We start from the raw sequence: 26,228 nt of genomic DNA on the forward strand, positions 1-26,228 counted from the left end.
GATTAACACCCTTCACCGTTCGTCACGAGCGCCTCGTAGCCTAGCCGGGTGCCGGTCGCGCGACCAGCCGATCCGAATCCTCGATTCGTGTGCTGCGGTCGTTAACACCTCTGGACGCGATCGGGATAACCCTGCAACACCGTGGTGACCGCCTGCGCAGGAAGACATTCGGGTGGTCCGAGACGAGGGTGGGTGAACGCGGCCACTCGTCGCGGAGGTTGGGTCGTGTAGGAGAACTGGCGTGTAGGAGAACTGGAGGGTGCGTGCACGTAGTACAACCGGAGGTAGGAGACGCCGACACGGGCGGCGGAAAGGCGCGAGGGCTGCGGCGGCTGCGGGCGGCCGGGTTCCGGGTGCCGGATTGGGTGGTGCTGGAATCCGATTTGTTCGAGCATGTGGACGGCGAATTGGTCTCGGCGGCAGCGGAATTTGCTACGACGAGCGATCTCGACGAGGCCCTGCGGCGCGGCGCGCGACTGCGTGAGCGCCTGGTCGCGGCGCAGCTGCCGCCGGAGGCCGCCGAGCGGATCCGCGCGGCGTGCGAACTGCTCGGCGATGTGCCGATCGCGGTGCGCTCGTCGGCGGAGGCCGAGGACGGCGCCGGATATTCCTTTGCGGGACAATTCGATTCGTTCCTGAACCGCCGGGGTGTCGAGGCGGTGGGCGCGGCCGTGCGGGAGTGCTGGGCGTCGGCGTTCGCCGAGCGGGTGATCCGGTACGCCTTCGCGCACGATCTGCCGCTGCCGGGAGTGCCGGCGGTGGTGGTGCAACGGCTGGTCGAGGCGCGCTCGAGCGGGGTGCTGTTCACGGCGAATCCCACCACCGGAGCCCCGGGCGAGCTGGTGATCGGCGCGGTGTACGGCCTGGGTGAGGGCCTGGTGTCCGGTGCCGTGGACGCGGATTCGCTGGTGGTGGACAAGGTTTCGGGAACGGTCGTGGAATCGGTGCTCGGCGAGAAGGCGACCGCGTACCTGCCCGACGGCGCCGGCGGATGCGCCCCGGTGCCCGTGGACGCGCAGCGCAGCGCCGCGGCCGTGCTGTCGGACGAGGCGGTGGCGGAACTGGCCGGGCTGGGCCGCCGGGTCGAGGAGGCGCTCGGCGCGCCGCAGGACATCGAATGGGCCGCCGACGCCGACGGCCTGTGGGTGCTGCAGGCGCGGCCTATCACCACGCCGATCAGCGCCCCGCTGCGCGGCGCGGGCGAGCACCTGGCCCCCGACGAGTCGCGGATCTGGGACAACTCGAACATCCTCGAGAGCTTCAACGGCCTCACCTCGCCCTTGACCTTCACCACGGCCGCCGATATCTACGGCCGGGTCTACCGCGGATACGCGCGGTCACTGCGGGTGCCGGGGCCCCAGCTGCGCCAGACCGACGCCTGGACCGGCGTGCTGCTGGGCAGTTTCCACGGCCGGGTGTACTACAACCTGCTGCACTGGTACCGGATGGTGGGCATCGCGCCGGGTTATCCGCTCAACCGCCGGGTCCTGGAGGCGGCGCTCGGCGTCGAGGAGCCACTGCCGGACGATCTGGCGAAAACGTTGCGCCCCTTCACCTTCGCCAACCCCGCGGCGCGACTGTGGTCGCGCGCGGTGACCACGGTGACCTATCTGCGGCGGATCGCCGGGATCGACGCGATGATGGAGCGCTTCCTCACCGAGTTCTACCGCGTCTACGACGAATTCGACGCCGTCGACGACGCCGCGCTGACCGGCGAACGGGCCTATGCCCGCTACCGCGAACTGGACCGGGAACTGGTGCGCCGCTGGGGCCCGATGATGGTGCTGGACGCGATCCTGCTGACGCTGACCGGTCTGCTGTACGTGCTGACCAAGCTGCTGTTGCCGAAGGCGCCGGAATGGTTCCTGTACGCGATGGCCGGTCCGGGCGAGGACGTGGAATCGGCCGAACCGGCGCGCGCCATGGCCGCCATGGCCGAGGCCGTCCGCGCCGATCCCGGCCTGCGTAGGATTGTCGAATCGAGTGCCCCCGAACGGGCACGGGCAGACCTCGAGGCCGCCGGCCGAACCGAGTTCCTGTCCCTGGTGGACGACTACATCGTGCGTTACGGCTACCGCAGCATCGACGAGCTGAAGTTGGAGACACCGGATCTGCGGGAGGATCCGGCGAGCCTGTTCGTGCTGCTGCGCGGCGCGCTGCCGCAGGAGCAGACGCGGCGGGGCGGCGAGGCGGAGGCCTATCTCGACGAGCATCTGCACGGCGTGCGCCGGCGGCTGTACGATCGGCTGCGCCGCAAGGTAGGCCGCTGCGCCGCGCATCGCGAGCGGCTGCGATTCTGCCGCACCCGCGCATTCGGCATGGTGAAGCGGATGATCCGGGTGATGGGCCGGGATCTGGCCGCCCGCGGCGTCATCGACGATTTCGCCGACGTGTTCTTCCTGACCGTGACGGAACTGCGGGGCTGCTACGAGGGCGCCGACACCGCGCCGCTGCGGGGCCTGGTCGAGGCGCGTAAACGACAGCGGGCCACCGACTCCCGGCTGGTCGCGCCCTCGCGGTTCGTCACCCACGGTGCCGGATTCGGTCGTGCGGAGCTGGCGGAGCAGGGCTGGGTGCCGGTCGCCGACATGCCGGCCGCGACGGCCGGCGCCGTCCTGTCCGGCACACCGTCCGGGTCCGGTGTCGGCACCGGCCCGGCGGTCGTGGTCGACGAGCCGCGCGATGTCGCGGGCGGCGTGCTGGTCACCTACCGCACCGACCCGGGCTGGGTGGCGGCGCTGCCCTCGGCCGCCGCCCTGGTGATCGAGCGCGGCAGCCCGCTCACGCACGTCGCGATCGTGGCGCGCGAGCTCGGCGTGCCGACGGTGGTGCAGGTCCGCGACGCCACCACCAAGCTCCGTACCGGTATGCCGATTCGGGTCGACGGCACCACCGGAACCGTTACCGTACTGGCCGAAGGAGACGCTCCCGATGCAGGTTGACGACGATATCGAGGCGGTGCGCGGGTGGCTTGCGCACCCGTCGGACGACACCGGGATATATCTGGCCGACGAGGCCGACGGCTGGGAGTACCGGTCGTATCGGGAACTGGCGGACGCGGCCTGGGCGATGACGCCGCGGTTGCGGGCCGCCGGGCTGGGCGGCGGCGACGGCGCCTGCGTGATCATGCCCACCGGATTCCCCTGTGTCGCGGCCTTTTACGCGGTGTGGGCCTGCGGCGGGGTGTTCACCCCGGTCACACCGCCGACGTTCGGTGATCTGGACCAGTATGTGTCGCATGTGGCGGCCATCCTGCGGCAGGCGCGCCCCCGGGTAGTGGTGACCACCGCCGATCTCGAGGCGCTGGTGCGGCGGTCGATGACCGAGGCCGGGCGCTCCGACGATCCGCTGCTGATCGGGGCGTCCGAGCCGGTCGCCGAGCGAGAGTTCGGCACGCCCGGCGACTGCGCGCTGTTGCAGTTCACCTCGGGCTCCACGGGGACGCCGCGCGGTGTCCGGGTGTCCTGGCGGAACTTGACCGACAACATCGCGATGATCACCCGGCTGATGGAGTGGCGGCCCGGTGAGGCGATGGCGTCCTGGCTGCCGCTGTACCACGACATGGGCCTGGTCGGGGCGTTCTTCACCACCGTGACCAATCAGGGCGACCTGTATCTGATGCGGCCGGACCAGTTCATCCGCGATCCGCTGCGCTGGCTGCAGGCGATGACGCATGCGCAGCATTCGCCGTCACCGTCGTTCGCGCTCGGCTATGTGGCACACCGGGTTTCGCCGGAGCAGGTGGCCGAGCTGGATCTGTCGGGCTGGCGCACGCTGGCGGTGGGATCCGAGCCCGTCGAGGTCGCGGATCTGCACGCGTTCACGGAATTGACAGCACCGCGGGGTTTCTCGGCACGGGCCTTCGCCCTGGCCTACGGGCTCGCCGAGGCGACGCTGATGGTGAGTTCCTCGACGCGCGACCGCCCGCTGACCGCCCTGCGCTTGGACAACGCGAACCTCCGCTTCGGACAGCCGATCCGGGTGGTGGCCCAGGCGCAGCTCGACGACGGCGCCTGGGTGACGGGACCGGGCTGGATCACCGGGCTCGGCCACCCGACCGCGGAGTCGAGGGTGTGTGTGGTCGGCGAGGACGGCCGGGAGCTGCCGGACGGCACGCTCGGGGAGATCGTGGTCGGCGGGGATTCCGTCGCGCTCGGTTACATCGAGGCGGCGTCCGGGGGCACCCGGATCGAGGACGGCCGGCTGTATTCCGGTGATGCCGGATTCCGTTATCGCGGTGAGATTTTCGTGCTGGGCCGGATGGGCTCCAGCCTGAAGGTGCGCGGGCGGTCGGTGTTCATGGAGGACATCGAATCGCGGGTGTCCCGCGAAACCGGCGTCACCAAGGGCAAGCTGGCCGCGGTCGCGCTGACCGGCGCCGGTGTCCAGGGGGTCGCGCTGTTCGCCGAGACCGCGCCCGGTGACTGGATCGAACAGGCGCGCAGCATCGTTCGCGCCGCGCTCGGGCCCGCGCAGACCGCCACGGTGGTCACCGGGCCGCGCGGTTTCATCCGGCGCACGTCGAGCGGTAAGCCGCGGCGGCGGCACATGTGGCAGCTGTTCCGTGACGGCGGCCTGGACGGCGCCGTGGTGCACGAGGCGGCCGACGGCGTGCCGGTGTCGGGTGCGAGCGCCGACGGCGTGCCGGTGCCGGGTGCGAGCGCCGACGGCGTGCCGGTGCCGGGCGGGAGCGCCGACGGTGTGCCGGTGTCGGGCGGGAGCGCCGACGGTGTGCCGGTGTCGGGCGAGACGGCCGGCGGCACGGGAACGGTGCTCTCCTTCCGGTCGGCACGGCTGCTGCTCGACCGTGCCCTGAACCAGGTTGCGGTGCCCGATGATTCGGCGCTGCTGTTCGAGGGATCGCTCGCGGAAGGATTCGGCAACGAGGGATCCGACGTCGATTTCCTGGCCGTGGCGCCGGGCGACGAGGACATGCCGACGCTGCCCACCGTGCTGTTCCTGGACGGGCGCCGGGTGGAGGTGCGGACCAGGTCGGTGGCGCAGCTGCGCGCCCAGCTCGAACGGGTCGCGCGGGCGGAGAGCCCGGCGGAGCTGGACGAGGACGTGCTCAACCGCTGCCAGCGGTTCCTGCGCGCCACCGTGCTGCGCGCCGAGCCGGGCGCCCCCGACATCGGCGCATTGCGGGCGCTGCTCCCATATTCCGAGTTTTCGGCCGTCCTCGGCGAGTGGTGGTCCGAACGCGCCCGGCAGGCCCTGCGGTATGCGGTCGCCCTGGATGCGATGGGGGAGCAGGAGGAAGCGGCCGAATGGGGCCGGGACGGACTGCTGCAGGGAGTCAAGGCGTGGGCGGCCCGCCGGGGCGAGACCTATGTCGAAACCAAGTGGCTGCCCGAACAATTGGACAGGATCGTCACGGGAACCCACGTCTCGGGTGTTCCGGACGTCGGCGCGCCGGACGGGTCCGGGCAGGGGACGGCCGGCGTGGCCGAGGACGGATCGGGTGCTTCGGTCGGACGCGGGCCCGCGCCGGGTGAGCGTGAAGCCGCGGGGTCGGGCGTTACGGCCACCCCGGAACACCTGATCGACCGCTACCGGTCCCTGGCCGGGGCGGCCTCTGTGACCGAAATACTCTCTGTGGCAGAGGAGTTCGGTATTACCGGAGTGTCCGCCGACGCCGGTACGGTGATCTTGTCCCGCGTTCCCGGAGTAACGACCTGGGGAATCGGCGGCCGTGTGCACGTCATCCGGGGCGAGCGCGAGGTGTTCGTGCTGTCCGAGCGGGGCGGCCGCGCCTGGCGGTCGGTGGTGCTGCGGCGTTCGGTGCGGGAGGTACTCGACCGCGCCGAGATCGGGGCCGAACTGGCCGAATTCGTGCGGCTCGGGCTGGTCGGATTGCAGTGGCGCGGCGGCGGGCCGATCACCCCGGCGCTGGCCATGTGCAAGCCGCTGCGCCCGTACTCGCCGACGCCGGGGCGGGCGGTGCCGGTGCTCGGCCTGTCGGGCGCGGCGCGCGAGCCGTCCGATGCGGCGGTCGCGACACTGTCACCGCTGCCCGCCGAGCGGTTCACCGCGTGCGCCCTCGACCTGGTCTGGTCGAACGTGGTGCTGGAGAACGCCCGCGAGGACCTGGTCGGCGCGGTGAAGAGCGGCCAGGGCGCGGTCGCCGATATCGCGGCGCACCGGCTGATCGCCATGTGCGTCCGAATGACGCTGGCGGCCTACGGAATACATCCGTTGCCCGCCGATGTCGCACCGGTGCGGACGCTGACCAGAATGCTGCCCGATTCGGCCGGTGACCTGCTGCGGGCGGTGGCGGCGGCCGGCCGGGTGGAGTTCGCGAGGACACTCGTGGCCGAGGCCGGCCACCTGGACGGCCTGGCGCAACTCGACGACCTGGTGTCCCGGGTGCGAGAGCACGTCGGCGGGAACGACTTCCCGGCGTCGTTCGACTCCCGGGAACAGTGGCGGCGCACCCTGGACATCAGCTACGACTGGCTGCGCGTCGCCGGATATCTCGATACCGACCTGCCCCTGGACGAGGCCCGCGATCTGCTGACCTCGGGTGGCAGGCAACCACATCTGCGTGAAGGAGAGCACTGATGACCGCCGTGGAAGACGAGGTGGCGCATCGCGTCCGGCGACTGATCGAGGCCATGGCGCCCGACCCGCGCCCACCCGCCGACGATCTGCGGCTGGTGGAGGACCTCGGGTTCGATTCGCTGCGCCTGATGGAGCTGACCGTGGTCCTGGAGCGGACCTTCGCCCTGCCGCGCTACCGGCCCGAACAGGTGGCGGGCGTGCACCGGGTCGGCGACGTGGTCGACCTGATCGAGGGGACGCTGTCGGGGAGCCGGGCGTCGGTGAGCGAGGTGGAGCCATGAGTGAGCGCTACGAGGCACTGGTCAGCGGCGCCAGCGGCCTGGTCGGCTCCGAGGTGGCGGCCCGGCTGGTGACGGCCGGCCGGCCGGTGACCGCTGTGCTGCACCGCACTTCGCGGCTGATGCGCAACGACGGCACGCCCGTCACCCAGGTCGTGCCGGTGACCGGCGACATCCGCCGGCCGGGCTTCGGGCTGGACGAGCAGACCGAGGCCGAGCTGGCGGGCCGGGTCGGGGTGGTGGTGCACACGGCCGCCACCACCGCCTTCGACGCCACCGCCGGGGAATACGAGGACCTCAATGTGCGCGGCACGGCGCACGCCATCGACCTGGCGCTGCGCTGGAACGTGCCGCTGGTGCACGTGAGCACCGCCTACGTGTGCGGCCTGCGCGACGGGACCGTCACCGAATCGGATCTCGCCGCGGGCCAGTCCTTCGGAAACGGCTACGAGGAGAGCAAGTTCCGCGCCGAACGGATGGTGCGCGAGACGGCGGGCCTGCGGTGGGCGATCGTGCGGCCCGGCATCGTCACCGGCGCCACCGGCACCGGGACGATCCGCGACTACAAGAACCTCTACACCGTGGTGAAGCTGATGGTCGAGGGCAAGCTGCGCTCGCTGCCGGGGCGCTACGACGCGACCGTGTCGCTGGCGCCGGTCGATCACGTCGCCGATGTCGTTGCCGATGTCGCCGCCGCGGTCGCCGGCGATATCGAATCGGCCTGCGGGAAGACCTTTCACGCCGTCGGCCGCGATACGTTGTCGCTGCGGGAGATTTCCGACGTACTCGCCGAATATCCGTCCTTCCACGTCGCGACGTTCGTGCCCGAGACCTCGTTCGCGGTCGACGACCTGGAGCCGGTCGAGCGCGAGTACTACCTGCGCATCGGCGCGCTCTACACCAGCTATTTCGCCCGCCGGATCCGATTCGACACCGCGAATACCGATGCGCTGCTGGGCCGTCCGTCCCCCGACAGCGGCAAGGAGTACCTGCGCACACTGCTGGACTACTGCCTGGAGTCCGGCTACCTCGGTAGTCCGCTGCCGTCGATCGAGGAGATCCTGGCCGACGAGGTGACCGGGGGGCGCCGATGACGAGCGACCTGCGCGACCTGCTGGCCGCCCTGACTCCGTTGCCGGACAAGGCCGACGCCTATGCCGCCGACACCTACGTCCAGGAAACCGTCGGCCAGCTGGACGAGATCGGGATGGACGCCGCGCGATTCGCGCGGGGACATTCGATGCTGTTGATGAAGCCGGACGCCATCGTCGCCCGCGCGGTGGAACCGACCCTGGAATGGTTGCGGGACAGCAACTTCCGGGTGGTGAGTGCCCGAACCGTGGTCGCCGACCGGCATTTCGTGCGCGCGCTGTGGTATTTCGCCTGGAATATCGCCTCGCCCGAACGCCGCCGCCTGGCTGACCTGCTGATCGGCATCTCCGAGGCGCTGGTGCTGGTGGTCTGCGGCCCCGAGGACGAACTGCCGACTCCGGTCCGCCTGACCTCGGCCAAGGGCGCCACCGATCCGCGCAAGCGCCGGCCCGGCGAGCTGCGCCATCTGCTCGGCAGGGACAACTATCTGCTCAACCTGGTGCATTCGCCGGACGATCCGGCGGATGTGCTGCGCGAGTTCGCGATCTATTTCGACGAGCGTGCCCGCGCCCGGGCGCTGGCGCAGGTGTGCGCCGGCACCGACCGTTCGGCGGAGGCCGCCGAACTGGCCGATGCCCTGTATTCCCGCACGCCCGCACGGGATTTCGACCGCGGCACCGCGCTCGACCGCATCCTGGCCGATCTCGGCGAAACCCCCGGCGGGCTCGATCCGGACGCCGACGAGGACTGCGCGCGACTGCTGCGCGGGGCCTGGGCCGCGGACCGGACCATCGATCCGTGGTCGGCCATCGTCCTCGGATCGCACGTACTACCGATGCGCACCGGTTCCGCTCCGCAGACGCTGCGGCCGGTCGGCGCACACGACTGGTTGGAGGGACGATCATGACCGAAACTGTGACGGTGCAGGTGGCGAGCCATACCCGCACCATCTCCCGGCTGCTGGCGCACCGCTGCGCGATTTCGGAGGTCTTCGTCACCTCGCTGCACGCGCAGTCGCCGGACGACTACGTCGTCGGCGCCCAGCTGCCGCGGATGCACGCCTACTACGGCGATCACACCGGATCCGGAGCCGGGCACTACGATCCGCTGCTGGTGATGGAGGCCGGCCGGCAGGCCGCCATCGCGCTGACGCACGAATACTTCGGTGTCCCACAGGATATGGCCTTCGTGGTGCGGCGCTACAACGGAATCGCCGCCGACACCGAGGCGTGGGAGATCGGCGGGGCGCCCGCCGATCTGGTGATGGCGGTGCGAATCGCCCGCCGGCACGTGCGCGGCGACGTGCTGTGCGGGCTGGACGTGGTGCTCGACATCGAGCGCGACGGTGTGGCGATGATGACCGTCGACGGCTCGTTCACCTGGATCACCCCGAAGCAGTCCGACCGGATGCGCTCGCAGTTCCGGGAAAGCCTGGGGCTGGGACCTTTCCGAGACGCCCTCGTGCACGGTGAGCGCGCCGTACCGGCGGCGGTCGGGCGGGAGAGCCATCGCAATGTGGTGGTCGGCCCGGTCCGGCGGACGCGCTCGGGCGCCACGACCGAACTCGTCGCGGACACAGCGCATCCCGTCCTGTTCGACCATCCGCTCGACCACGTCCCGGGCAGCCTGCTCATCGAGGCGGCACGGCAGACCGCGGTGGCGCTGCTGATGCCGCGGGCGCCCCGGCTGCTGGGGGTCGCGAGCAGCTTCGACCGGTTCGTGGAACTGGACCGATCGGCCGAATGCAGCGCGGAGATCACCGAATTGGCGCCGACCACGATCCGGTGCGACATTCTGCAGTGCGGTGCGGCGGCCGCCAGGATCGAGCTGGAGTTCGCCGACGCTGCGGAGTTCGCCGATGCGGAGGAGGAGCTGCGATGACGGCCCGGCTACTGACCACGACCCGATCGTTCCGGCGGCGGCTGGATCCGGCCCGTCCGGTGCGGCGGGAGGATCTGCTGGAGTGCCTGGAGGTGGCGGTGTGCGCCCCGAGCGGCTCGAACCGGCAGCCGTGGCGGTTCGTGGTGGTGCAGGACCCGCCGACGCGCCTGGAGATCTCGCGGTATTACCGGAAGGGCTTCGAGCAGAACATGTCCGGGCGCACCCCGCGCCCGGATCAGCTGGCCGATCTGGCGTCGGCGCAGTATCTGGCCGACCATCTGCACGAGATGCCCGCGCTGGTGATCGTGTGCGCGGTCGGGCGGCCGCCGAGCGGGAACGACCGGTTGCTGACGAGCTTCTACGGATCGGTCTATCCGGCGGTGTGGAATCTCCTGCTGGCCCTGCACGATCGCGGCCTCGGCTCCTGCCCGACCACCGCGCACCTGGCCTACGAGCAGGAGGTGGCGGACCTGCTCGGTCTGCCGTTCGACGAGGTCACGCAGGTGGCGATGCTGCCGGTCGCCTGGTTGCGGCCGGGGCCGGAGTCCTTGCCGCGTCGGCGGCCCGCGTCGGAGGTGACCATGTGGGACCGGTGGGGCGGGGCATGACCGCGGTGTCGTCGCGTCCGGGGACCGCCGTGGCGCGGCTGGCGCGGTTCACCCGCGTACGGTACGAGCCGCACTATCTGCTCTACGCGGTGTTGTTCACGCTCGCGCTGGAGGGTACGGCCGCGCTGGTATCGCATCCGGACACGTCGTGGCGCCCGGGCGGCGCCACGGTCGTGCGGATCGCGGTGGTGGCGTTCGTGCTGCTCTATCTGCGGATGGTGGACGAGCAGAAGGACCTGGACTACGACCGCGAACACCATCCGGACCGGCCGCTGGTCACGGGTGCGGTGAGCGCGGGAGAGCTGCGGTCGGCGATGGCGGTGATCGCGGTCGGCGCCGTCGCCGCCTCGCTGGCGCTGTCGGTGCCCTCGGCGGTGATGATCGCCGCCACACTGGGTTACGGCCTGGCGCTGTGGGGCCTGGAGCGGCTGTCGGCCACGGTGCGCGACGCGATCCTGGTGAACCTGGTGGTCACCTATCCGGTGCAGCTGTTCGTCATCGCATATGTCGTGCTGTCGGCGATCGATACCGGACAGGTCGAATCCCGCTGGGCGACGGCGGCGGTCGCGGTGATCTTCGCCGGCGCCTTCCTGCAGTTCGAGTTCGCGCGCAAGACGGCACACGAACCGCGGCCGGGGGAATGGTTCTACTCGAATGCGCTGGGCGCGAAGGGGAGTACGGCGGCCGGCGTGGGATTCGCGGTGGTCGCGGTGGTCTGCGACCTGATTCTGGTGCGGCCCTGGATATTCGACGCCCCCGGCGCGATCGTCGCCTGGATCCCGTTGGTATTGTTGGTGTTTCCGCTGTGGGGTGCTGGACGTTTTCTCGGCCCCGCCGGAACGCTTATCGCCCGGCCCGACGCCGATCCGGGCGCGGCCCGGGCGCCCTATCCGCTCGTCGGCGCGGTCCTGTTCGTCCTGACGTTGTATACCGTCCTCGTCGCCCAAGCGCTGCTACTGCCCTGAGCTTGCTCGATGGTCACCGGAAGGCCATCGAAAGGGCAGTGGGAGGGCCGGGCGGATCGCGCATCCTGGACAGTGCACCCGGCGTCGCAGGAGATGTCCCCTTCGCAGATTGCGGCGCGTTGGATCCGGCGCGGTCCGCCCTTGCCGCGTCGGGCTCGCGGTCCGGCGCCCGCGTGCGGCGCCGGGTGCGCCCGTTCGCGGCTTGGAGGCAGGGAGATGTACGTACCGCAATCGGACGGCGGGGCGCTGGATGGTAGGGCGCAGTTGGACGGCAGGGACAGAGTGTCCGCCGCTTCGGTGGTTGCGCGTCGCACCCGGCGTGACGGTACCGGGCGGCGGCCGGCCGAATGGCCGGCCCCCGTCCTACCGGACTGGCACGAACTGCTGGCCGCGTTCCTGGGTCACGTCGGGGACCAGCCCGGCGACCATCCGGTGACCCGCTGGGCCCGCGCCCTCGCCGAACTGCATCTGGGGCGGCGCGGCGATCCGCTGCGCGTGGCCGAACTCGACGGCACCCGAAGCGAACTCATCGCGCGGATCGACGGCTGGGTCACCGCGCACACCGCCGCCCGCCCCGCCGCCGAATCGTTCGGGGCCGTCGTCGACGCCATGGCCGCGGCCCAGGTTCGCGCCGCGCACCTGTTGCGCAGCGTCGATGATGTCAGCGACGAACGGGTGCACGGGGCGTGGTTCATGCTGGCATCGCTGGCCGACGGGTGGACCGATCTGGTGCGGCAGGTGACCGCCGCACAGCCGCTGCCCGATCGGAACCCGGCTGCGGAGCACCGATAGCGCCCCCGGCTGCGGAGCACCGATACGCCGCTGTCGGTGCTCTGCGGCCGCCCGCTAGCGGCGGCGCCGGCGCCGGGGCCGGTCGGGGGCCGGCGCCGGGCTCTGCTGCCGGGCCACCTCGAGCATGGCGACCCCGGCGTCGCGGATGATGGTGTCGAGATCACCGAGTACGTCCGAGACCGCCTCGCGGGCGGCGCGAACGTCGTCGGGCGAGCTGAACTCCTGGTCGAAAACCGCTCGGACCGTGTGTAATCGGAGCCCGATGTCGAACAGGTGCCGCACCAGGCGGTCGTGGGACTCCGGGATGGTCACGGGGGCGGCCGGCGGCGCGTGCTCGGCATCGAACGGGACGCGGGTCGGGGCGCCGTGATCGGCGACGGTGCGTGCGGCCGGAGCGGACGCGTCGGGGGTGGCCACCTTGCGGCCGGAGCGGGCGGTGGACTGCGCGACACTGGGCATGTCAAACCTTCTGCGTACGAAAAGGAGGCTCCCAGCCGCGCTACTGGACTCGGGAAGAACAGGAGTTCTCTCCAGCAGTGTAGCCGTCACGGGTATCGCCGGGGTCTCCGAAGCGCCGGCGAACGTGACGATCGACAACGTGAGATCGACAACGTGACGATGTCGTCGACGGCCGTGACCGTCAGGAGTCGCGGCGCGCCGGCCGCCGCCGGGCCGGCAGGTTGAAGTGCGGCGGGACGGGGTCGCCCCCGGTCACGGCACGGATGAGGTCGGCGGCCACGGAGACGAGTTTGACGTTGTTGCGTTGCGAGGTGTCGCGCAGTACCTCGAAAGCGGCATCCCGGTCGCAGTGCCGCTGCGCCATCGTGATGCCCAGCGCCTGGTCGATGATCGACCGGGAGGCCAGTGCCGCGCGCAACTGTGCGGTGAGCTCGGTCTGCCGGGCGCTGCTGATCGCGGTGCCGAGCAGCACGGCCGTGTGCTGGGTGGTCAGTGAAATCGCTTGCAGCGCGGCCGAATCGAATGCTTCCAGCTGTGTCGAGTAGAGGTTCAGCGTGCCCACCGCCGTGTCGTCGATCAGCAGCGGATGTGAATGCACCGAGCGGATCCCGTGCTCCAGCATCCGGGCCGGATATGCGCCCCAACGACTTTCGGCGGCCATATCGGGCACCTCGACCGGCGTCGCGGTGCGCAGCGCCTCCAGGCACGGGCCCAGGCTCTGGCTGCGCTGCAGTTCGTCGATCAGGGTGGCGTGCGGTCCGGTGGAGGCGACCGTGACCTCGTCGCCGTTGCGACGCAAGGTGATCGCGACCATCGGGTGATTCGGCAGCATCCTCGAGGTGATGTCGGCGATGTCGCGCAGCGACGCCTCGACATCGGGCGTCGACAGCACCAGGGTGGTCAGTTCCGCCAGCCCGGTGGCGAATTCGTCGAGGTGGTACGGATCCGTTGCCATCAACTTGCCGACTCTCGTCAACGGGCTCACCGCCCGGTGCAGGTCCCGTCCTCGTCGAGGGAACCCACCCCCCTTTCTAGCACTTCCCGGTTTGACCACGTGTGCTTCCGGGAACGTCGTTAACACCCTGATGCACATCGAAACCAGCACGAGCGGGATACACAGCGTCATGACCAGCCGAGCCGGGGAGCACCCACGGCACCCACGGCCGTCGAGCGTTCCCACCGCGCACCTGCGCGAGAACGAATACCGACGGATAATCGACGATATGAGCGCCCCCGCGCAGCAAGTGGCGCGTGACCTGACGACCGCCGAATCACTGCGGCTACTCGCACGTGTCCGGTTCGGACGCATCGTGTTCGCTCGCTACGCCCTGCCGACCATTCGCCCCGTCAACCACATCGTCGACGACGAGGCGATCGTCATCCACGCCAACCGCGGCACGGCCATGAGCCCGGAACGTCAGGTCGTCGCCTACGAGGCCGACACCATCGACGAGCGCACGCACCGCGGCTGGTGCGTCATCGTCACCGGTACCGCCGATGTCGTCACCGATCCGGACGCGGTCGAGCGATACCGCACGCTGCTACAGCCGTGGCTACCGGGGCCGCGCGACCACATCATCCGCATCGAGCCCGACATCATCACGGGCGTCGAATTCGTCGACCCGGAGCCCGGCCCGGCCTGAGCGGCTCGGCCGCCGGGCGGCGCGATCACATCATCCGTATCGAAGGAGCCTCAGCACCGGTGTCGTATTCGTCGATCCGGCGTCCGGCCCGGCCGGAGCGCCCGGTTCGTCCCGCTCGCGCGGCGGGCTGTGTTGCGCTGGGTCACCGGGCGTGCTGGGTCGGTGCCGGGTGCGGGTCGCGGTGCCGGGGGCGCAGGGTCACCGGTAGCCGCCGGGGGGCGGCGACGAAATCCCGGTTGGTCGGCCGGACCCGGTAGCCGGGGTCGGGGATCGGTTCCCAGCGCGACAGCAGCGCGGCGGTCTGCAGCGTGATGGTGAGCACCGCGAAATTGCTTCCGGGACAGTGCCGGGGGCCGACGGAGAACGGCAGAATCGCTGTGCGGTCGATGGTTTCGACGCGGTCGGGAGCCCAACGCTCCGGATCGAAGACCTCCGGGTCGGGAAACCAGCGTGCGTCGTGGTGAATCATGTACGGGCTGAACACGACCACCGAACCGGCCGGCAAGGTGGTCTCGCCGAGATCGACCGGGCCGGCGGCGGTATTCGTGCTCACCCAGGGCGCCCACATGCGCAGGGTCTCCTGTAGCGCCAGACGGAGAGAGGGCAGCTCGGTGGCGTATTCCGGGTGGATCGGCCCGGCGCCGGCGACCGCATCCAGTTCGGCCCGGACGCGGGCGGCGATGCCGGGATGGCCCATCAGCTCGTGCCACAGCCAGGCCAGCATCGAGGCGGTGGAACCGACCCCGGCGGCGAGCATCAGCAGCAGTTCGTCGATGATCTGCTCGTCGTCGAGCCGGGCGCCCGTCTCGGGGTCGACGTGGTGGATCAGCGACGACAGCACGTCGTGGTAATCGTGGTCGCGGCGGCGGTACTCGGTGACGACCGCGCCGATCTCGGCCCGCACCCGCCGCGCCCGCCTGCGGAAGCGCCGGTCGGCGAGCAGCCGCAGCCGGCGCACCGGCGGCGGCAGCGCGGCGCGCTGGATCACCTGGCCGAGCAGCCACGGAATATGTTCGCGGATCTCGTCTTTCGCGTCGGCGCCGAAGTCGGCGGTGAACAGCGTGGCCGAGATCGTGTCCAGTACCAGCCGATGCGCCTCGTCCATCAGGTCCACCGGCCCGGCCGGCAGCGCGCTCGCCCAGCGTTCGGCGATATCGGTTGCCACGGCGGCGTATTCGAGCAGGCGGCGCTGCCGCAGGGCCGGTGCGACGAGGCGGCGGCGCAATTCGTGCGGTTTACCGCTGAGCACGTTCGAGGCGCCGTGAATGATGTCGCGCACCGCGTCGTGCAGGTCCTCGCGATGGAATTCGCCGGCCTCCCCGAAGGCGACCCGGCGGATCAGCTCCGGAGTGGTCAGCACGTAGGCCGGGCGCGGGCCCAGCCGGATACGCACCACCGGGCCGAGCCGCGACAGCGAGGTGACGAAGCCGAGGCAGTCGCGCAGTACGTGCGGGCTGTGGCCGAGCAGCGGGAGCGCGCCCGGGGCGGTCGGTATGCCGGCGAGCGGATCCGGTTCGGCGAGCATACTCCGAAGTGCCTTCGGCGCAGGGAGTTTCGGCCGGGGGTATGCCGGCGCCCGCGGCGAGCGTCCGGCGGCCCGTTCGACCGACTCGCGGTAGACGGCGAGGATGCGTTCGGTCTGCCGCGACTGCCGGACGGAATCGGCCCGCGCGACGAGCCTTTCCCGCATATCGGCCAGCCGGGACCGGTCGGTGGCCAGTTTCCGCAGCGTCTCGGCGATCGCGCCGGGCGACGGGTCGTCGGTGCGGATGCCGCCGCCGTCCGGAATCGTCTCGGCCAGATCGGGATCGCAGTACACCACCGGCAGCCCGACCGCGATCGCCTCCAGCAGCGCCATCCCCTGGGTGTCGAATCCGCGCGACGGGAACAGCAGCACATCGTGATCGCGCATGGCCGCGAGACATTCGGCCTGGCTCACCTCGCCGCGCAGGCGGATCCGGTCGCCGGCCCAGGCCGCGGCGGCTCGCGCCCGGTCGAACTCGTCACCGCCGCCGTAGATGTCGAGCGTGCAGCCCGTGGTGCGGACGACCGCGTCGACGGCCGCCAGCGGTCGTTTCTCCGCCGACAACCGGCCGCACCAGAGCGTCCGCAGCGGTTCGTCGCCTTCCGCGCTGGGCACCGGAACCGTTGGCGGGCCGATGTTTTCGAGCAGTTCGTCGTCGATGCCGTTGGACACCACGTGGATCGGATTGCCCAGCCCGTGGGCGCGCAGGCGGCGGGCGAAGTGCCGGGACGGGACCATCACCGTGTCGGCCGCGGCGGCGTGCGCGATGACGGTGCTCCAGGCATGGCGGGCGGCGCGGGACTCCTCGGCGCGCGGCATCGGTATCGGATTGCGCAGGAACAGCCCGTGCAGCCCGCGCAGGGCGAGCGCGGTCGGGTACGGCGCGGGCGAGGTGTTCTCGATGAAGGCGTCGTCGCGGCTGTGTACGGTCTGCACCAGCGGCAGCCCGTGGCGGCGGGCGGCCTGCACGCCCAGGATGCCGACGCCGTAGGTGGTGTGCCCGTGCACCACGTCGACCGGGCCGCGCGCCGCGAAGACGGCATCGATGAACCGTTCGTTGGTCTTGGACGGTATGACCATCGGATAGCCGTTCACGCGCACCGACCGCAGCCCGGCCAGTTCCACGGCGTCCGGGGGCACGACGTCCGGGTGCACGGCGGGCGGCCCGGGCACGGTGAACAGGGTGACGCGGTGGCCGAGCCGCCGCAGGGCGCGACACTGCGAATTCACCGAAGTCTGGATCCCGCCGACCGTGGCGGGGTGAAAATCGGTGAACATCGCGACGTGCACGCCCTCACCCTACGGGCGGTGCGGGCGATGCGGAGGGAACTCGGTGAGCGAGCGCACGGCGGATTCGGCCGTGGCCGGAAAGGATGTGGCATGAGAGTGGCGATTCCGTTGACCGGGACGCGGGGCGATGTGCAGCCCGCGGTGGCCCTGGGCCTCGAGCTGCGGCGGCGCGGTCATCAGGTGCGGCTGGGTGCCCCGCCGAATCTCGTCGGGTTCGCCACCCGGGCCGGGCTCACGGCACAGGCCTGCGGGCCGGACGTGCAGCAGCTGTACTCCTCGGAGGAGGGGCAGCGCGCGCTGGCCGCGGGCAGCAGTTTCCGGCTCATGCAGCTGGTCGGCAAGCAGATGGCCGACTACGCCGACCGGATGAACCACGAGGTGGTCGAGGTCTGCGCCGACGCCGACGTGATCGTGGCGACCATGCTGACCGAGGACCGGGCGCACGCGGTGTCCGAGGCCATGCGGGTGCCGATGGTGTCGATGCACGGATTTCCGAGCCGGTCCAATGCGGCCTATGCGTTTCCCGGGTCGCTGCCCCCGCAGTGGCGTGCGCCGGCCGCGGTGAACCGGGCGACGTGGGCGGTGGGGGAGAACCTGCGCCGCGTCGTGTTCATGCGCTACCTGAATCGGCTGCGGCGGGATCTGGGCCTGCCGCGCTCGTTCGCGAGCACCGCCGCCGAATTGGCGCGCGACGGCGTGCCCGAGCTGCAGATCTACGATCCCGCGCTGGTTCCCGGGCTGCCCGAGCAGTGGGGTGCCCGGCGCCCGTTCGTCGGATTCCTGCCGCTGGAGCGATCGGCACGGGAGGCGATCGGCGAGTCGAGCGCCGACGACACCGAGCTGATGGACTGGCTGCGGCAGGGCGACCCGCCGGTGTACTTCGGCTTCGGCAGCATGCCGATTCGCGATACCCACGCCGTGCTGGCGATGGTGCGCGAGGTGTGTGATCGGCTGGGTCTGCGCGGGCTGGTCAGCGCGGGGTGGAGCGATCTCGACGCCGCCGACGCCGAGACGGGCCCGCGCATCCGGGTGGTGGGCCCGCTCGCCCACGACCTGGTGTTCCCGTTGTGCGCGGCCGCGGTGCACCACGGCGGCATCGGCACCACCTTCGAGACGTTGCGCGCCGGGCTGCCCACCATGGTGTGTTCGGTGTCGTTCGACCAGCCCCTGTGGGGCGCGCAGGTGGAACGCCTGGGCGTCGGTGCGCACGTGAGCTTCCAGCGCCTCGACCGCGAGCGGCTCACCGAGGGACTGCGCCGGATCCTGCTTCCCGAGGTCGTCGCCCAGGCGAAAGGCCTTGCGGCGCAATTGCAGTCGAACTCGGACGCGACGGCCCGCGCGGCGGATATCATCGAGGCCGCGGCGCGGTGAGCACGGTCCGGGTCGGATCCGATGTGGTGGCCGTGTGGTGCGGGTGCCGATTCGGCGAGGCATCGGTCGTGCCGAGGCCGGCGCGGCGCGGCGTGCGCCTGCCCACCCGGGTCGGGAACCGGGCGGCGGTGAGGTGTACGAACGGTGCTCGGCGGCCGGGCGTCTCGGCCGAGTGCGGCGGACGGCAGCCGACCGAGGCGCCGGTTGCCGGTGGTCGCCGATGACGTCCGTGCTGGCGCGGGGGTGCGGGGATTCGTGGGTGATGGTGCGGCGGTGCCTGCGGCGGACGGTGCGCAGCCGGGATACGCTGCTCATCTCCATCCTGCTGCCGGTGCTGATCATGCTGCTGTTCGTCTACGTGTTCGGCGGCGCGATTCAGGTCGACGTGCCCTATGTGGCCTACGTTGTGCCGGGAATCATCCTGCTGTGCACCGGATTCGGCGCCTCGATCACCGCGACCGCGGTGGCCTGGGACGTGCGGGGCGGCGCCGTCGAGCGGTTCCGGACGCTGCCGTCGTTCCGGCAGGCGCTGCTGGCCGGGCACGTCGGCGAGGGCATGCTGCGGAACCTGGGGGTGATCGTCCTCGTCGTCGCGGTCGCGATCGCGCTCGGGTTCCGCCCGCGCGCGGGATTTCTCGCGTGGGCCGCCGTCGCCGGGCTGGTTCTCCTCTTCGTGCACGCCATCGCCTGGATCTCGATCGCGCTCGGCCTGCTGGCCCGGAATCCGGAGGCCGCGGGCGGTTTCACCTACGCCATCATGTTCATCCCGTACGTCAGCAGCGCCTTCGTCCCCACCGCCACCATGCCGGGCTGGCTGCGCGGCTTCGCCGACCACCAGCCCGCCACCCCCATCGTCGGCACGATCCGCGGCCTGCTCACCGCCACCCCGACCGGCTCCGGCGCCCTGTCGGCCGTGCTCTGGTGCCTGGGCCTGAGCGCAGTCGGTTTCCTCTGTGCCGCACTGCTTTTCGAGCGCCGGTGAAAGGTCCGCGGCGGGCTCATCCCGAGTCCCGGACGTCCCCGTGCCGATCGCGTAGCGCCCGCCGGCGGATCTTGCCGGTCTGGGTCTTCGGGAGTTCGGCGATGATGTCCACGGTCCTGGGCCGCTTGTAGGGCGCGAGCCGGTCCCGGGCGAAGGAGATCAGGTCGTCGGCACGCGCGGTGTGGCCGTCCTCGAGGGAGACGTAGGCGGCCACGGACTCACCCCGATATTCGTCGGGAACGCCCACCACCGCGGCCTCGAACACGGCCGGATGCTCGTAGAGGACGTCCTCGACCTCGCGCGGCCACACCTTGTACCCGGAGACGTTGATCTGGTCCTTGATCCGGTCGACGAGATAGACCCAGCCCCGTTCGTCCACGAGCGCGCTGTCGCCGGTGTGCAGCCGGCCGGCGGGCATGGTTTCCTCGGAAGCCTGCGGGTTGCGCCAATATCCGCCGACCACGTGCGGCCCGGTGACCACGAGTTCGCCCTGCTGCCCGGGCGGGAGCCGGCGCCCCTCGGTGTCGACCACCTCGACGCCCACACCCGGTAGCGGCATCCCGATGGACAAGGTGCCGCTGTCCGGATCGATCGGCGCGCTCGTTCCGGGCGGCACCGCGATGACGCCCGACGAGGTCTCGGTCATGCCGTAGGCGTTGTGGATGTAGTGCCCGAACCGCTCCCGGAACCGGGCGACCGTACTCGGCGGGACCGGCGCGCCCCCGCTGAACAGCGTCTTGATGGTGGCGAAATGGTCGGCGGACGCGCGGTCGGAGTTCATCATGGCGTTGAAGGCGGTGATGGAACCGATCGTGTACGTGACGGCGTGCTCACGCAGCGCGTCGACGACGACGTCGGCGTGGAACCGTCCGGTGAACACCAGCGACGTGCGTTCGGTCAGCGCGAGCGAGCCGATGACGACGGCGCCGGTGATATGGAACAGCGGGGCGAGCGCGAAGACGACGTCTCCGGGCGCGATGCCCGCCATCCCGGCGAAACCGCTCGTCACCGCCAGCACATTGGCGTGCGAATTCATCGCGCCCTTCGGCGGGCCGGTGGTGCCGGACGTATAGGCGAGAAACGCCAGATCGTCGCCGCGCACCCGCACCCGCGGTGGTCGCCTGCCGGCGTACGTGCCGGCCAAGGCAAGGAGATCGGTGTCGGCGGGGGCGGTCGCCGTACCCTCGAAGATCCGAGGATCGTTGCGGGACTGGAGATCCGACTCCGCCGTGCCGAGCACCCACCGGACCGCCGTGCCGTCGACGCTCTCCCGGACCGGCCGCACGTCGCGGTCGGTGGTGACGATGCCGACCGGCTCGGCGTCCTCGACCAGCGTCCGGAGTTCCCGCCCGCGATACATGGGATTGAGCAGCAACGCGACGGCGCCGAGTTTCCACAGCGCGAGCAGGACGAGCGCGTACTGCGGAATGTTCTGCAGGTGGATTCCCACCCGGTCGCCCTGTGCCACACCGCGATCGGCCAGCGCGGCCGCGAGGGCGTCCGCCAGCTCGTCGGTCCGGCGGACGGACAGCGTCGTATCGAAATACACGAGGGCCGGTGCGTCGGCATCGTGCCGGACCCGGTCGTCCCAGGCCTCCACCAGCGTGCCGAAGCGCGGGCGGATCGCTGCGGTGCTCACGCCGGGAGTTCCTTCCGTCCGGTCTCGCGGATGGTCGCGACGGTGAGCAGGCCGATGGCGCAGACTCCCATCACCCAATACGCGGGAGACATTGCGCTGCCGGTGGATTCGACCAGCTGCGCGGCGACGTACGGCGCCGTCCCGCCGGCGGCGATGGTGCCGATATTGAATCCCAGGGACACCCCGGTGTACCGGATCGTGCGCGGGAACAGCTCGGTGAACAGCGGGAACGCGGGGACCTGCACCACGCCGTTGAGGACCATGTAGACGAAGTAGACGATCCCGATGACGAGAATGCTCGACGTCGCCCCCATGATCATGAAGGCCGGGAGGGCGAGGACCACATAGCCGAGGTATCCGCCGACGAGCACCGGTTTCCGGCCCCACCTGTCGGTGAGCATGCCGCTGATCGGGAAGGTCGCGCAGGCCAGCGCGATACTGATCGCCGACGTCCAGTACACGGCGTCCTTCGAGAATCCCAGGTCGTTGATCAGGTAGACGCTGAAGTACGTCAGCCCGACATAGCCGGATCCGTTCATCGCGATCGCCACGCCGACGACCCGGAGCACGGCCAGCGGATTCCGCGCGACGACGTCCAGCAGCGGACTCTTGGCGACCTCCTCCTTCTCGGCCATCTCCGCGAACTCGGGGGTGTCCTCCAGCTTCATCCGGACGCGCAGGCACAGCACGGCGAGGGGGAGCGAGAGCAGGAACGGGATCCGCCACCCCCACGACTCCATCTGGTCGTCCGTGGTGGCCAGTGCCACCAGACCGACGACCGCGGCGGCCACGGCGAAGCCCAGGGTCGACCCGATCGGGGTGAAGGAACCGAAGAACCCGCGCCGCCGGTGCGGCGCCGACTCGGCGATATAGGTCGCCGCGCCACCCACTTCGCCGCCGGCCGAAAAGCCTTGGGCGAGACGGATGATCACCAGCAGAACCGGAGCGAGCACGCCGACGGACGAGTGGGTCGGCAGCAGACCCACGAGGCCGCAGGCGATCCCCATGCTGACCACCGTGAGAACGAGCGCGGAGCGGCGCCCGCGCCGGTCGCCGAGGCGGCCGAAGAAGATCCCGCCGAGCGGCCGGGCGACATAGGCGACCCCGAAGACGGCCAGCGTCGCGAGGATCGACGCGCCGGAACTGTCCGACGGGAAGAACAGCGGCGCGATGGTGACGGCGAGGAACCCGTAGACGGCGAAGTCGTAATACTCGATGAGGGTGCCCACCCCGCCGGCGAGGGCGGCCCGGCGCGCCATGGCATTCCGCTTCTCCGATGCCGCCGTCTTCTCCGATGCCGTCGTCGCCGAGGGCCCGGACGTCCGCTGCGGCTCCCCGACGCGATGCTCTACGTTGGTCATATCGCTTGTCCTTGGCGTGCGTGCTCGGCGAGCAGGAGTTCATACGAGCCACCGGCCTCGATGACCTGGACCGTCCGCGGATTCGGTGGCGTACCGGCCAATTCGGTCCCGTCGGGCAGGCGCAGGGCGGCGGCGCGCCAGTCGAGTGCCACGGCGTCGTCGACCGTCACGGCGGCCGCGACGCCGGGGATCGTGATCAACGGCATGCCGTTGAACGTCTCGCCCCGCCAGAAACCGGGCGAGAACGATTCCGCGACGATCGCCGAGATGCCCGCATTGCGCAGGGCGACCATCGGGGGATAGTGCGGATGTCCGTAGCCGAAGTTCCGTCCGCCGACGATGATGTCGCCGGGGCGGACGCGGTCGGCGAAGGACGGGTCGTAGGCCGTCATACACACCGACCGCAGGTGATCGGCGTCGTAGGACTTGATGTTGGAGACACCGACGACGAGGTCGATGTCGAAATCGTCGCCGAAGATCCAGGCGACCTTGCCCTCGATGACATCGGGCGGTGGTGGATAAGCGCTCATTGCACCGACTCCTGGATGGTGCCGGCGAGGGCGCTCGCGGCGACGGTGTAGGGCGATCCCATGTAGATATTGGCGTCCGGGCTGCCCATTCGTCCCGAGATGTTCAGGACGCCGGTGGAGATGCAGTTCTCGCCTGCCTGCAGGGGCTTCTGGTATCCGAAGCAGAAGTCGCAGCTCGAGACGTTGATCGTCGCGCCGGCGGCCCGGAGCACGTCGAGAATGCCCTCCTGCTCGGCCTGCTCGTACACCTGCTGCGAGGTCGGTACGACGTTCAGTTCCACACCGGAGGCGACGGTGCGGCCGTCGAGGACCAGTGCCGCGGCGCGCAGATCCTCGATGCGGCCGCTGGCGCACGAGCCGATGAACGCCTTCGTGATCGGCGTTCCCGCGAGTTCCTGGGCGGTCTTGGTGTTGGCGACCCGGGCCGAGCCCGGCAGGACCACCCGCGGGGTCAGGGTCGCGAGATCGATCGTGTAGCGGGCCGCGTAGGTGGCGTCGGCATCGGGGCGCACCGGATCGAAGTCGCGCCGAGCGACCTGGTGCGCGTAGGCCAAGGACATCTCGTCGGGTTCGAACAGCGCCGAGACGGCGCCGGTGAACATCGCCATCCCGCACAGGCCCTGGCGATGATCGATCGCCATCGCCCGCGCGCCGGGTCCGCCGAATTCCATGACCTGATGCGCACATCCGTCGGCGCCGACCATATCGATGATGGTGTGCACGAGGTCCCGGCTGTCGACGCCGGGCGGGAATTCGCCGACGAGGTCGAAGCGTGTGGTCGCGGGGATGTCGACGAAAAGCTGTCCGGTGACCCAGGCCTCGATGAGATCGCGGCGAATTCCCCAGCCCAGGGCGCCGAATGCCCCCACGCCGCTGATGTGGCCGTCGAAGTGGACGAGGAACTCGCCGGGAATCGCCAGTCCCAGTTCGGCTGTCAGCTGATGGCCGATGCCGCGGCCCTCGTGCAACTCGATGCCGTAGAACTCGCACCAGTCCCGGGTCACCTGGTGGACCTCGGTCTCCTTGTCGTTGCGCTTCGTCAGCATGTGATCGATGAATACGACATACCGGCTCGGGTCCTGCAATCGGGTGATCCCGAAGTCCTCCCGCATCTGCCGGAACATCACGTCCGTGTACCCGGGGAAGTCGTAGGCGATCATGCGCGCCGGTCGTACCGCGTGGTTCTCTCCGGCGCGGACTGCCGGTCGATCCGAGGCGCGGCCCAGGATCTTCTCCACCATCGTGTGACCCATCGTGTAACCCATCGCGGTCACCGATCCCGTTCCGCGGGTAGGTATTTGCGCTGCATGGCCTCGACATCGGGGAAGCCGATCAAGTCGACGAATTCGTGGTGCGCGAGCGCGTCGGCGCTGACCGTCGCCGGGGCCTCGCCCGCGGCCAGCCGCCGCAGCGCGGTCTGCGCGGCGCCGGCCACCGCCATCAGCACCTGGGTCGGCAGCAGGGCGAGCCGCACCCCGATCTGCTCGAGGATCTCGGGGGTGAAATCGCGTTCGGTCCACGTCGAGGCGGTGAGGGTGGCCATCAGCGGAACCCCGGCCTCCTCGTGGCAGCGCCGCCATTGCTCGACGGTCTCGAAGGTCTTGGTGACCGGCATGATCATGTCCGCGCCGGCCCGGACGTAGGCCTGCGCGCGGCGGATCGCGTCGTCGCCCCGGGCGTCGGTGCGCGCGATCAGCAGGACGTGGTCGGGGATCGAGTCGCGCACCGCCCGGATCTTGCCGGTCGCTTCGTCGACGCTGATCAGGTCGACGGGATCGCCCACGCAGAGGGGGCAGGACTTGGGGGAGACCTGGTCCTCCATGAACATCCCCTGGACACCCGCGTCGACGAACTTCGTGGCGGTGCGCGCGGCGTTGACCGCATTGCCGTAGCCGGTGTCGATATCCGCGACCAGCGGCAGGCCGGAGGACTCCCGGATCGTGCGGACCGCCTGCAGGTTCTCGGTCATCGTGTACAGCTCGGCGTCGGGCAGGCCGAGCGCCGCCGACACGGCGAATCCCGAGGCGCACAGCGCGCTGAATCCGGCCTGTTCGGCGAGGCGGGCGGTCAGTCCGTCCCACACGCCGGGCGCGTAGACGAGACCGCGTGACGTGAGGTCTTTCAAGGTTGGGCTGTTCACAGTCCACTCCGTTCCACAGTCCACTCCGTTTCGCTATGCGGAATGAGTTTCACATCTCGAACATGACGGTAGGGTGGCCCGGGTCACAAAGTCAACCCCCGGTCGGTGGATTCTGTTCGTATGGTGGCGACACCGATCGCACGATCAACGAAAGCGAGTGAGTACCAGTGGCTGTGCCTCTCGAGCCCGAAGCGCCGGCAAGCCGTGACGTCGTGGGCGCCGTCCTCAAGGCCTGCGCGCTGCTCGGCAACTTCGGTGCGGATCGGCCCGTCTGGACGCTGAACGAGCTCACCTCGGCGAGCGGGATGAACAAGACGACGGTCTACCGGCTGATGGCCACGCTGATCCAGGCGGGCTGGGTGGACCGCACCCAGGAGGGCGCCTACCGCGTCGCGATGCCCGTGTTCGAGGTCGGTTCCGCCGCTCTCGCGGAACTCGATATCCGTTCCGCGGCACGGCCTTTCATGTCCGAGCTAGCGACCGCCTTCGGCAACACCGCTTATCTGATGGTGCCCGCCGAGGAGGGCGCGGTCTGCATCGATCTGCTCGAGGGCCGCAATTCCCTTGTCGTGGCCGGGATCAACGTCGGCTCCGTGATGCCCTACCACGCCGCGGCGGGGCCGACCGTCATGCTCGCTCACTCGGAAACGTTGCGGGGCAAGTGGATTACCGACAGCCTGCCCGCGATCACCGACCGGACCATCACCGACGTGGACAGCCTGCTCGAACACCTCGGCGAGATCCGGGAGGCCGGCTACTCGCTGAGCAACTCCGACTACCTCCCCGGGGTCGCCGCGCTGGCCGCGCCGATCCTGGGCCGCGACGGATCGGTCGTGGCCTCCATCAGCGTGGGCGGCCGCGCCGAGGAGTTCGAGGGCGACGCCCTCACCGCGAAGATCGAGCGGGTCTGCGACGCCGGAGCCCGCCTCACCAGAATCATGCAGACGCTCCCGCGAGGCTGACGCCGCCGAACGTGTACGCGGGTGGAAGCGTCCGCCGTTCGTGCACGTCCGGGACCGCTTCGGACCCGGACGACAGGTGCGCGACGGGTTGTTGGAGTATCGACGAGGGGCCGTTCGGGGCGGTTGTGCATCCGTTCGGTCCGGGCACG

21 protein-coding genes are annotated in these 26,228 nt (G+C 70.4%); 13 read left to right on the forward strand and 8 right to left on the reverse strand.

The window, feature by feature from the left end; genetic code table 11:
- The first annotated feature begins 263 nt into the window (after nt 1-263).
- The 9 genes from D892_RS0121755 (at nt 264) to D892_RS47845 (ending at nt 12,177) form a co-directional block, all read left to right on the forward strand.
- The gene (locus D892_RS0121755; RefSeq protein WP_051499138.1) at nt 264-2,942 is read left to right on the forward strand and encodes a phosphoenolpyruvate synthase; all 2,679 of its coding nucleotides are present in this window, start codon (nt 264-266) and stop codon (nt 2,940-2,942) included.
- Nucleotides 2,932-6,561 (forward strand): AMP-binding protein, encoded by a 3,630-nt coding sequence (locus D892_RS0121760; RefSeq protein ID WP_024803269.1) that lies wholly within the window; start codon nt 2,932-2,934, stop codon nt 6,559-6,561. Before D892_RS0121755 ends, D892_RS0121760 begins: the two co-directional genes overlap by 11 nt.
- On the forward strand, nt 6,561-6,842 hold the full coding sequence (locus tag D892_RS0121765) for an acyl carrier protein (protein ID WP_024803270.1): 282 nt from the start codon (nt 6,561-6,563) through the stop codon (nt 6,840-6,842). Before D892_RS0121760 ends, D892_RS0121765 begins: the two co-directional genes overlap by 1 nt.
- Nucleotides 6,839-7,933: an SDR family oxidoreductase gene (locus tag D892_RS0121770; RefSeq protein ID WP_024803271.1), complete on the forward strand. Its 1,095-nt coding sequence runs from the start codon at nt 6,839-6,841 to the stop codon at nt 7,931-7,933. The genes D892_RS0121765 and D892_RS0121770 overlap by 4 nt, the downstream gene beginning before the upstream one ends.
- Nucleotides 7,930-8,838 carry a nucleoside-diphosphate kinase gene (locus D892_RS0121775; RefSeq protein ID WP_024803272.1) on the forward strand — a complete coding sequence of 303 codons (909 nt, stop codon included), beginning with the start codon at nt 7,930-7,932 and terminating at the stop codon, nt 8,836-8,838. The genes D892_RS0121770 and D892_RS0121775 overlap by 4 nt, the downstream gene beginning before the upstream one ends.
- On the forward strand, nt 8,835-9,812 hold the full coding sequence (locus tag D892_RS0121780; RefSeq protein ID WP_024803273.1) for a ScbA/BarX family gamma-butyrolactone biosynthesis protein: 978 nt from the start codon (nt 8,835-8,837) through the stop codon (nt 9,810-9,812). Before D892_RS0121775 ends, D892_RS0121780 begins: the two co-directional genes overlap by 4 nt.
- A complete protein-coding gene (locus tag D892_RS0121785; RefSeq protein ID WP_024803274.1) occupies nt 9,809-10,420 on the forward strand; it encodes a nitroreductase family protein in 612 nt (203 codons plus the stop codon). Before D892_RS0121780 ends, D892_RS0121785 begins: the two co-directional genes overlap by 4 nt.
- Complete coding sequence (locus D892_RS0121790) at nt 10,396-11,385, forward strand: hypothetical protein (protein ID WP_232236137.1); 990 nt, start codon at nt 10,396-10,398, stop codon at nt 11,383-11,385. The genes D892_RS0121785 and D892_RS0121790 overlap by 25 nt, the downstream gene beginning before the upstream one ends.
- Before the next feature lie 216 nt (nt 11,386-11,601).
- Nucleotides 11,602-12,177: a DUF4254 domain-containing protein gene (locus D892_RS47845; RefSeq protein WP_198036964.1), complete on the forward strand. Its 576-nt coding sequence runs from the start codon at nt 11,602-11,604 to the stop codon at nt 12,175-12,177.
- Between the two features lie 54 nt (nt 12,178-12,231).
- Here the strand turns inward: D892_RS47845 and D892_RS0121800 are convergent, their stop codons facing one another.
- Nucleotides 12,232-12,636 carry a hypothetical protein gene (locus tag D892_RS0121800; protein ID WP_024803277.1) on the reverse strand — a complete coding sequence of 135 codons (405 nt, stop codon included), beginning with the start codon at nt 12,634-12,636 and terminating at the stop codon, nt 12,232-12,234.
- A gap of 181 nt (nt 12,637-12,817) precedes the next feature.
- A complete protein-coding gene (locus D892_RS0121805; RefSeq protein WP_024803278.1) occupies nt 12,818-13,591 on the reverse strand; it encodes a GAF and ANTAR domain-containing protein in 774 nt (257 codons plus the stop codon).
- 268 nt (nt 13,592-13,859) lie between these two features.
- On the opposite strand from D892_RS0121805, the gene D892_RS0121810 reads away from it, so the two are divergent.
- Entirely contained in the window at nt 13,860-14,279 is a 420-nt protein-coding gene (locus D892_RS0121810; protein ID WP_036569484.1) for a pyridoxamine 5'-phosphate oxidase family protein, read from the forward strand.
- A gap of 142 nt (nt 14,280-14,421) precedes the next feature.
- On the opposite strand, the gene D892_RS43910 is transcribed toward D892_RS0121810, so the two are convergent.
- Entirely contained in the window at nt 14,422-17,094 is a 2,673-nt protein-coding gene (locus D892_RS43910) for a cytochrome P450 (RefSeq protein WP_024803280.1), read from the reverse strand.
- 90 nt (nt 17,095-17,184) lie between these two features.
- On the opposite strand from D892_RS43910, the gene D892_RS0121820 reads away from it, so the two are divergent.
- Both D892_RS0121820 and D892_RS0121830 read left to right on the forward strand, forming a co-directional pair.
- The gene (locus tag D892_RS0121820) at nt 17,185-18,465 is read left to right on the forward strand and encodes a glycosyltransferase (RefSeq protein WP_024803281.1); all 1,281 of its coding nucleotides are present in this window, start codon (nt 17,185-17,187) and stop codon (nt 18,463-18,465) included.
- A gap of 220 nt (nt 18,466-18,685) precedes the next feature.
- The gene (locus tag D892_RS0121830; RefSeq protein WP_024803282.1) at nt 18,686-19,447 is read left to right on the forward strand and encodes an ABC transporter permease; all 762 of its coding nucleotides are present in this window, start codon (nt 18,686-18,688) and stop codon (nt 19,445-19,447) included.
- A 16-nt stretch (nt 19,448-19,463) separates the two neighbouring features.
- On the opposite strand, the gene D892_RS0121835 is transcribed toward D892_RS0121830, so the two are convergent.
- The 5 genes from D892_RS0121835 to D892_RS0121855 are packed head-to-tail and all read right to left on the reverse strand — an operon-like array spanning nt 19,464 to nt 25,117.
- A complete protein-coding gene (locus tag D892_RS0121835) occupies nt 19,464-21,086 on the reverse strand; it encodes a class I adenylate-forming enzyme family protein (RefSeq protein ID WP_024803283.1) in 1,623 nt (540 codons plus the stop codon).
- The gene (locus tag D892_RS0121840; RefSeq protein ID WP_024803284.1) at nt 21,083-22,447 is read right to left on the reverse strand and encodes an MFS transporter; all 1,365 of its coding nucleotides are present in this window, start codon (nt 22,445-22,447) and stop codon (nt 21,083-21,085) included. Before D892_RS0121840 ends, D892_RS0121835 begins: the two co-directional genes overlap by 4 nt.
- Complete coding sequence (locus tag D892_RS0121845; protein ID WP_024803285.1) at nt 22,444-22,977, reverse strand: 3-isopropylmalate dehydratase; 534 nt, start codon at nt 22,975-22,977, stop codon at nt 22,444-22,446. Before D892_RS0121845 ends, D892_RS0121840 begins: the two co-directional genes overlap by 4 nt.
- On the reverse strand, nt 22,974-24,230 hold the full coding sequence (locus D892_RS0121850; protein ID WP_024803286.1) for an aconitase family protein: 1,257 nt from the start codon (nt 24,228-24,230) through the stop codon (nt 22,974-22,976). Before D892_RS0121850 ends, D892_RS0121845 begins: the two co-directional genes overlap by 4 nt.
- A 17-nt stretch (nt 24,231-24,247) precedes the next feature.
- The gene (locus D892_RS0121855) at nt 24,248-25,117 is read right to left on the reverse strand and encodes an oxaloacetate decarboxylase (RefSeq protein ID WP_024803287.1); all 870 of its coding nucleotides are present in this window, start codon (nt 25,115-25,117) and stop codon (nt 24,248-24,250) included.
- Nucleotides 25,118-25,284: 167 nt separating this feature from the next.
- Here D892_RS0121855 and D892_RS0121860 point away from each other — a divergent pair, with 167 nt between their 5' ends.
- Nucleotides 25,285-26,079, forward strand: a complete 795-nt coding sequence (locus D892_RS0121860; RefSeq protein WP_024803288.1) for an IclR family transcriptional regulator — start codon at nt 25,285-25,287, stop codon at nt 26,077-26,079.
- Nucleotides 26,080-26,228: the final 149 nt, after the last annotated feature.

Origin of the sequence: Nocardia sp. BMG51109 (assembly GCF_000526215.1) — a bacterium.
Taxonomy (GTDB): Bacteria; Actinomycetota; Actinomycetes; order Mycobacteriales; family Mycobacteriaceae; genus Nocardia.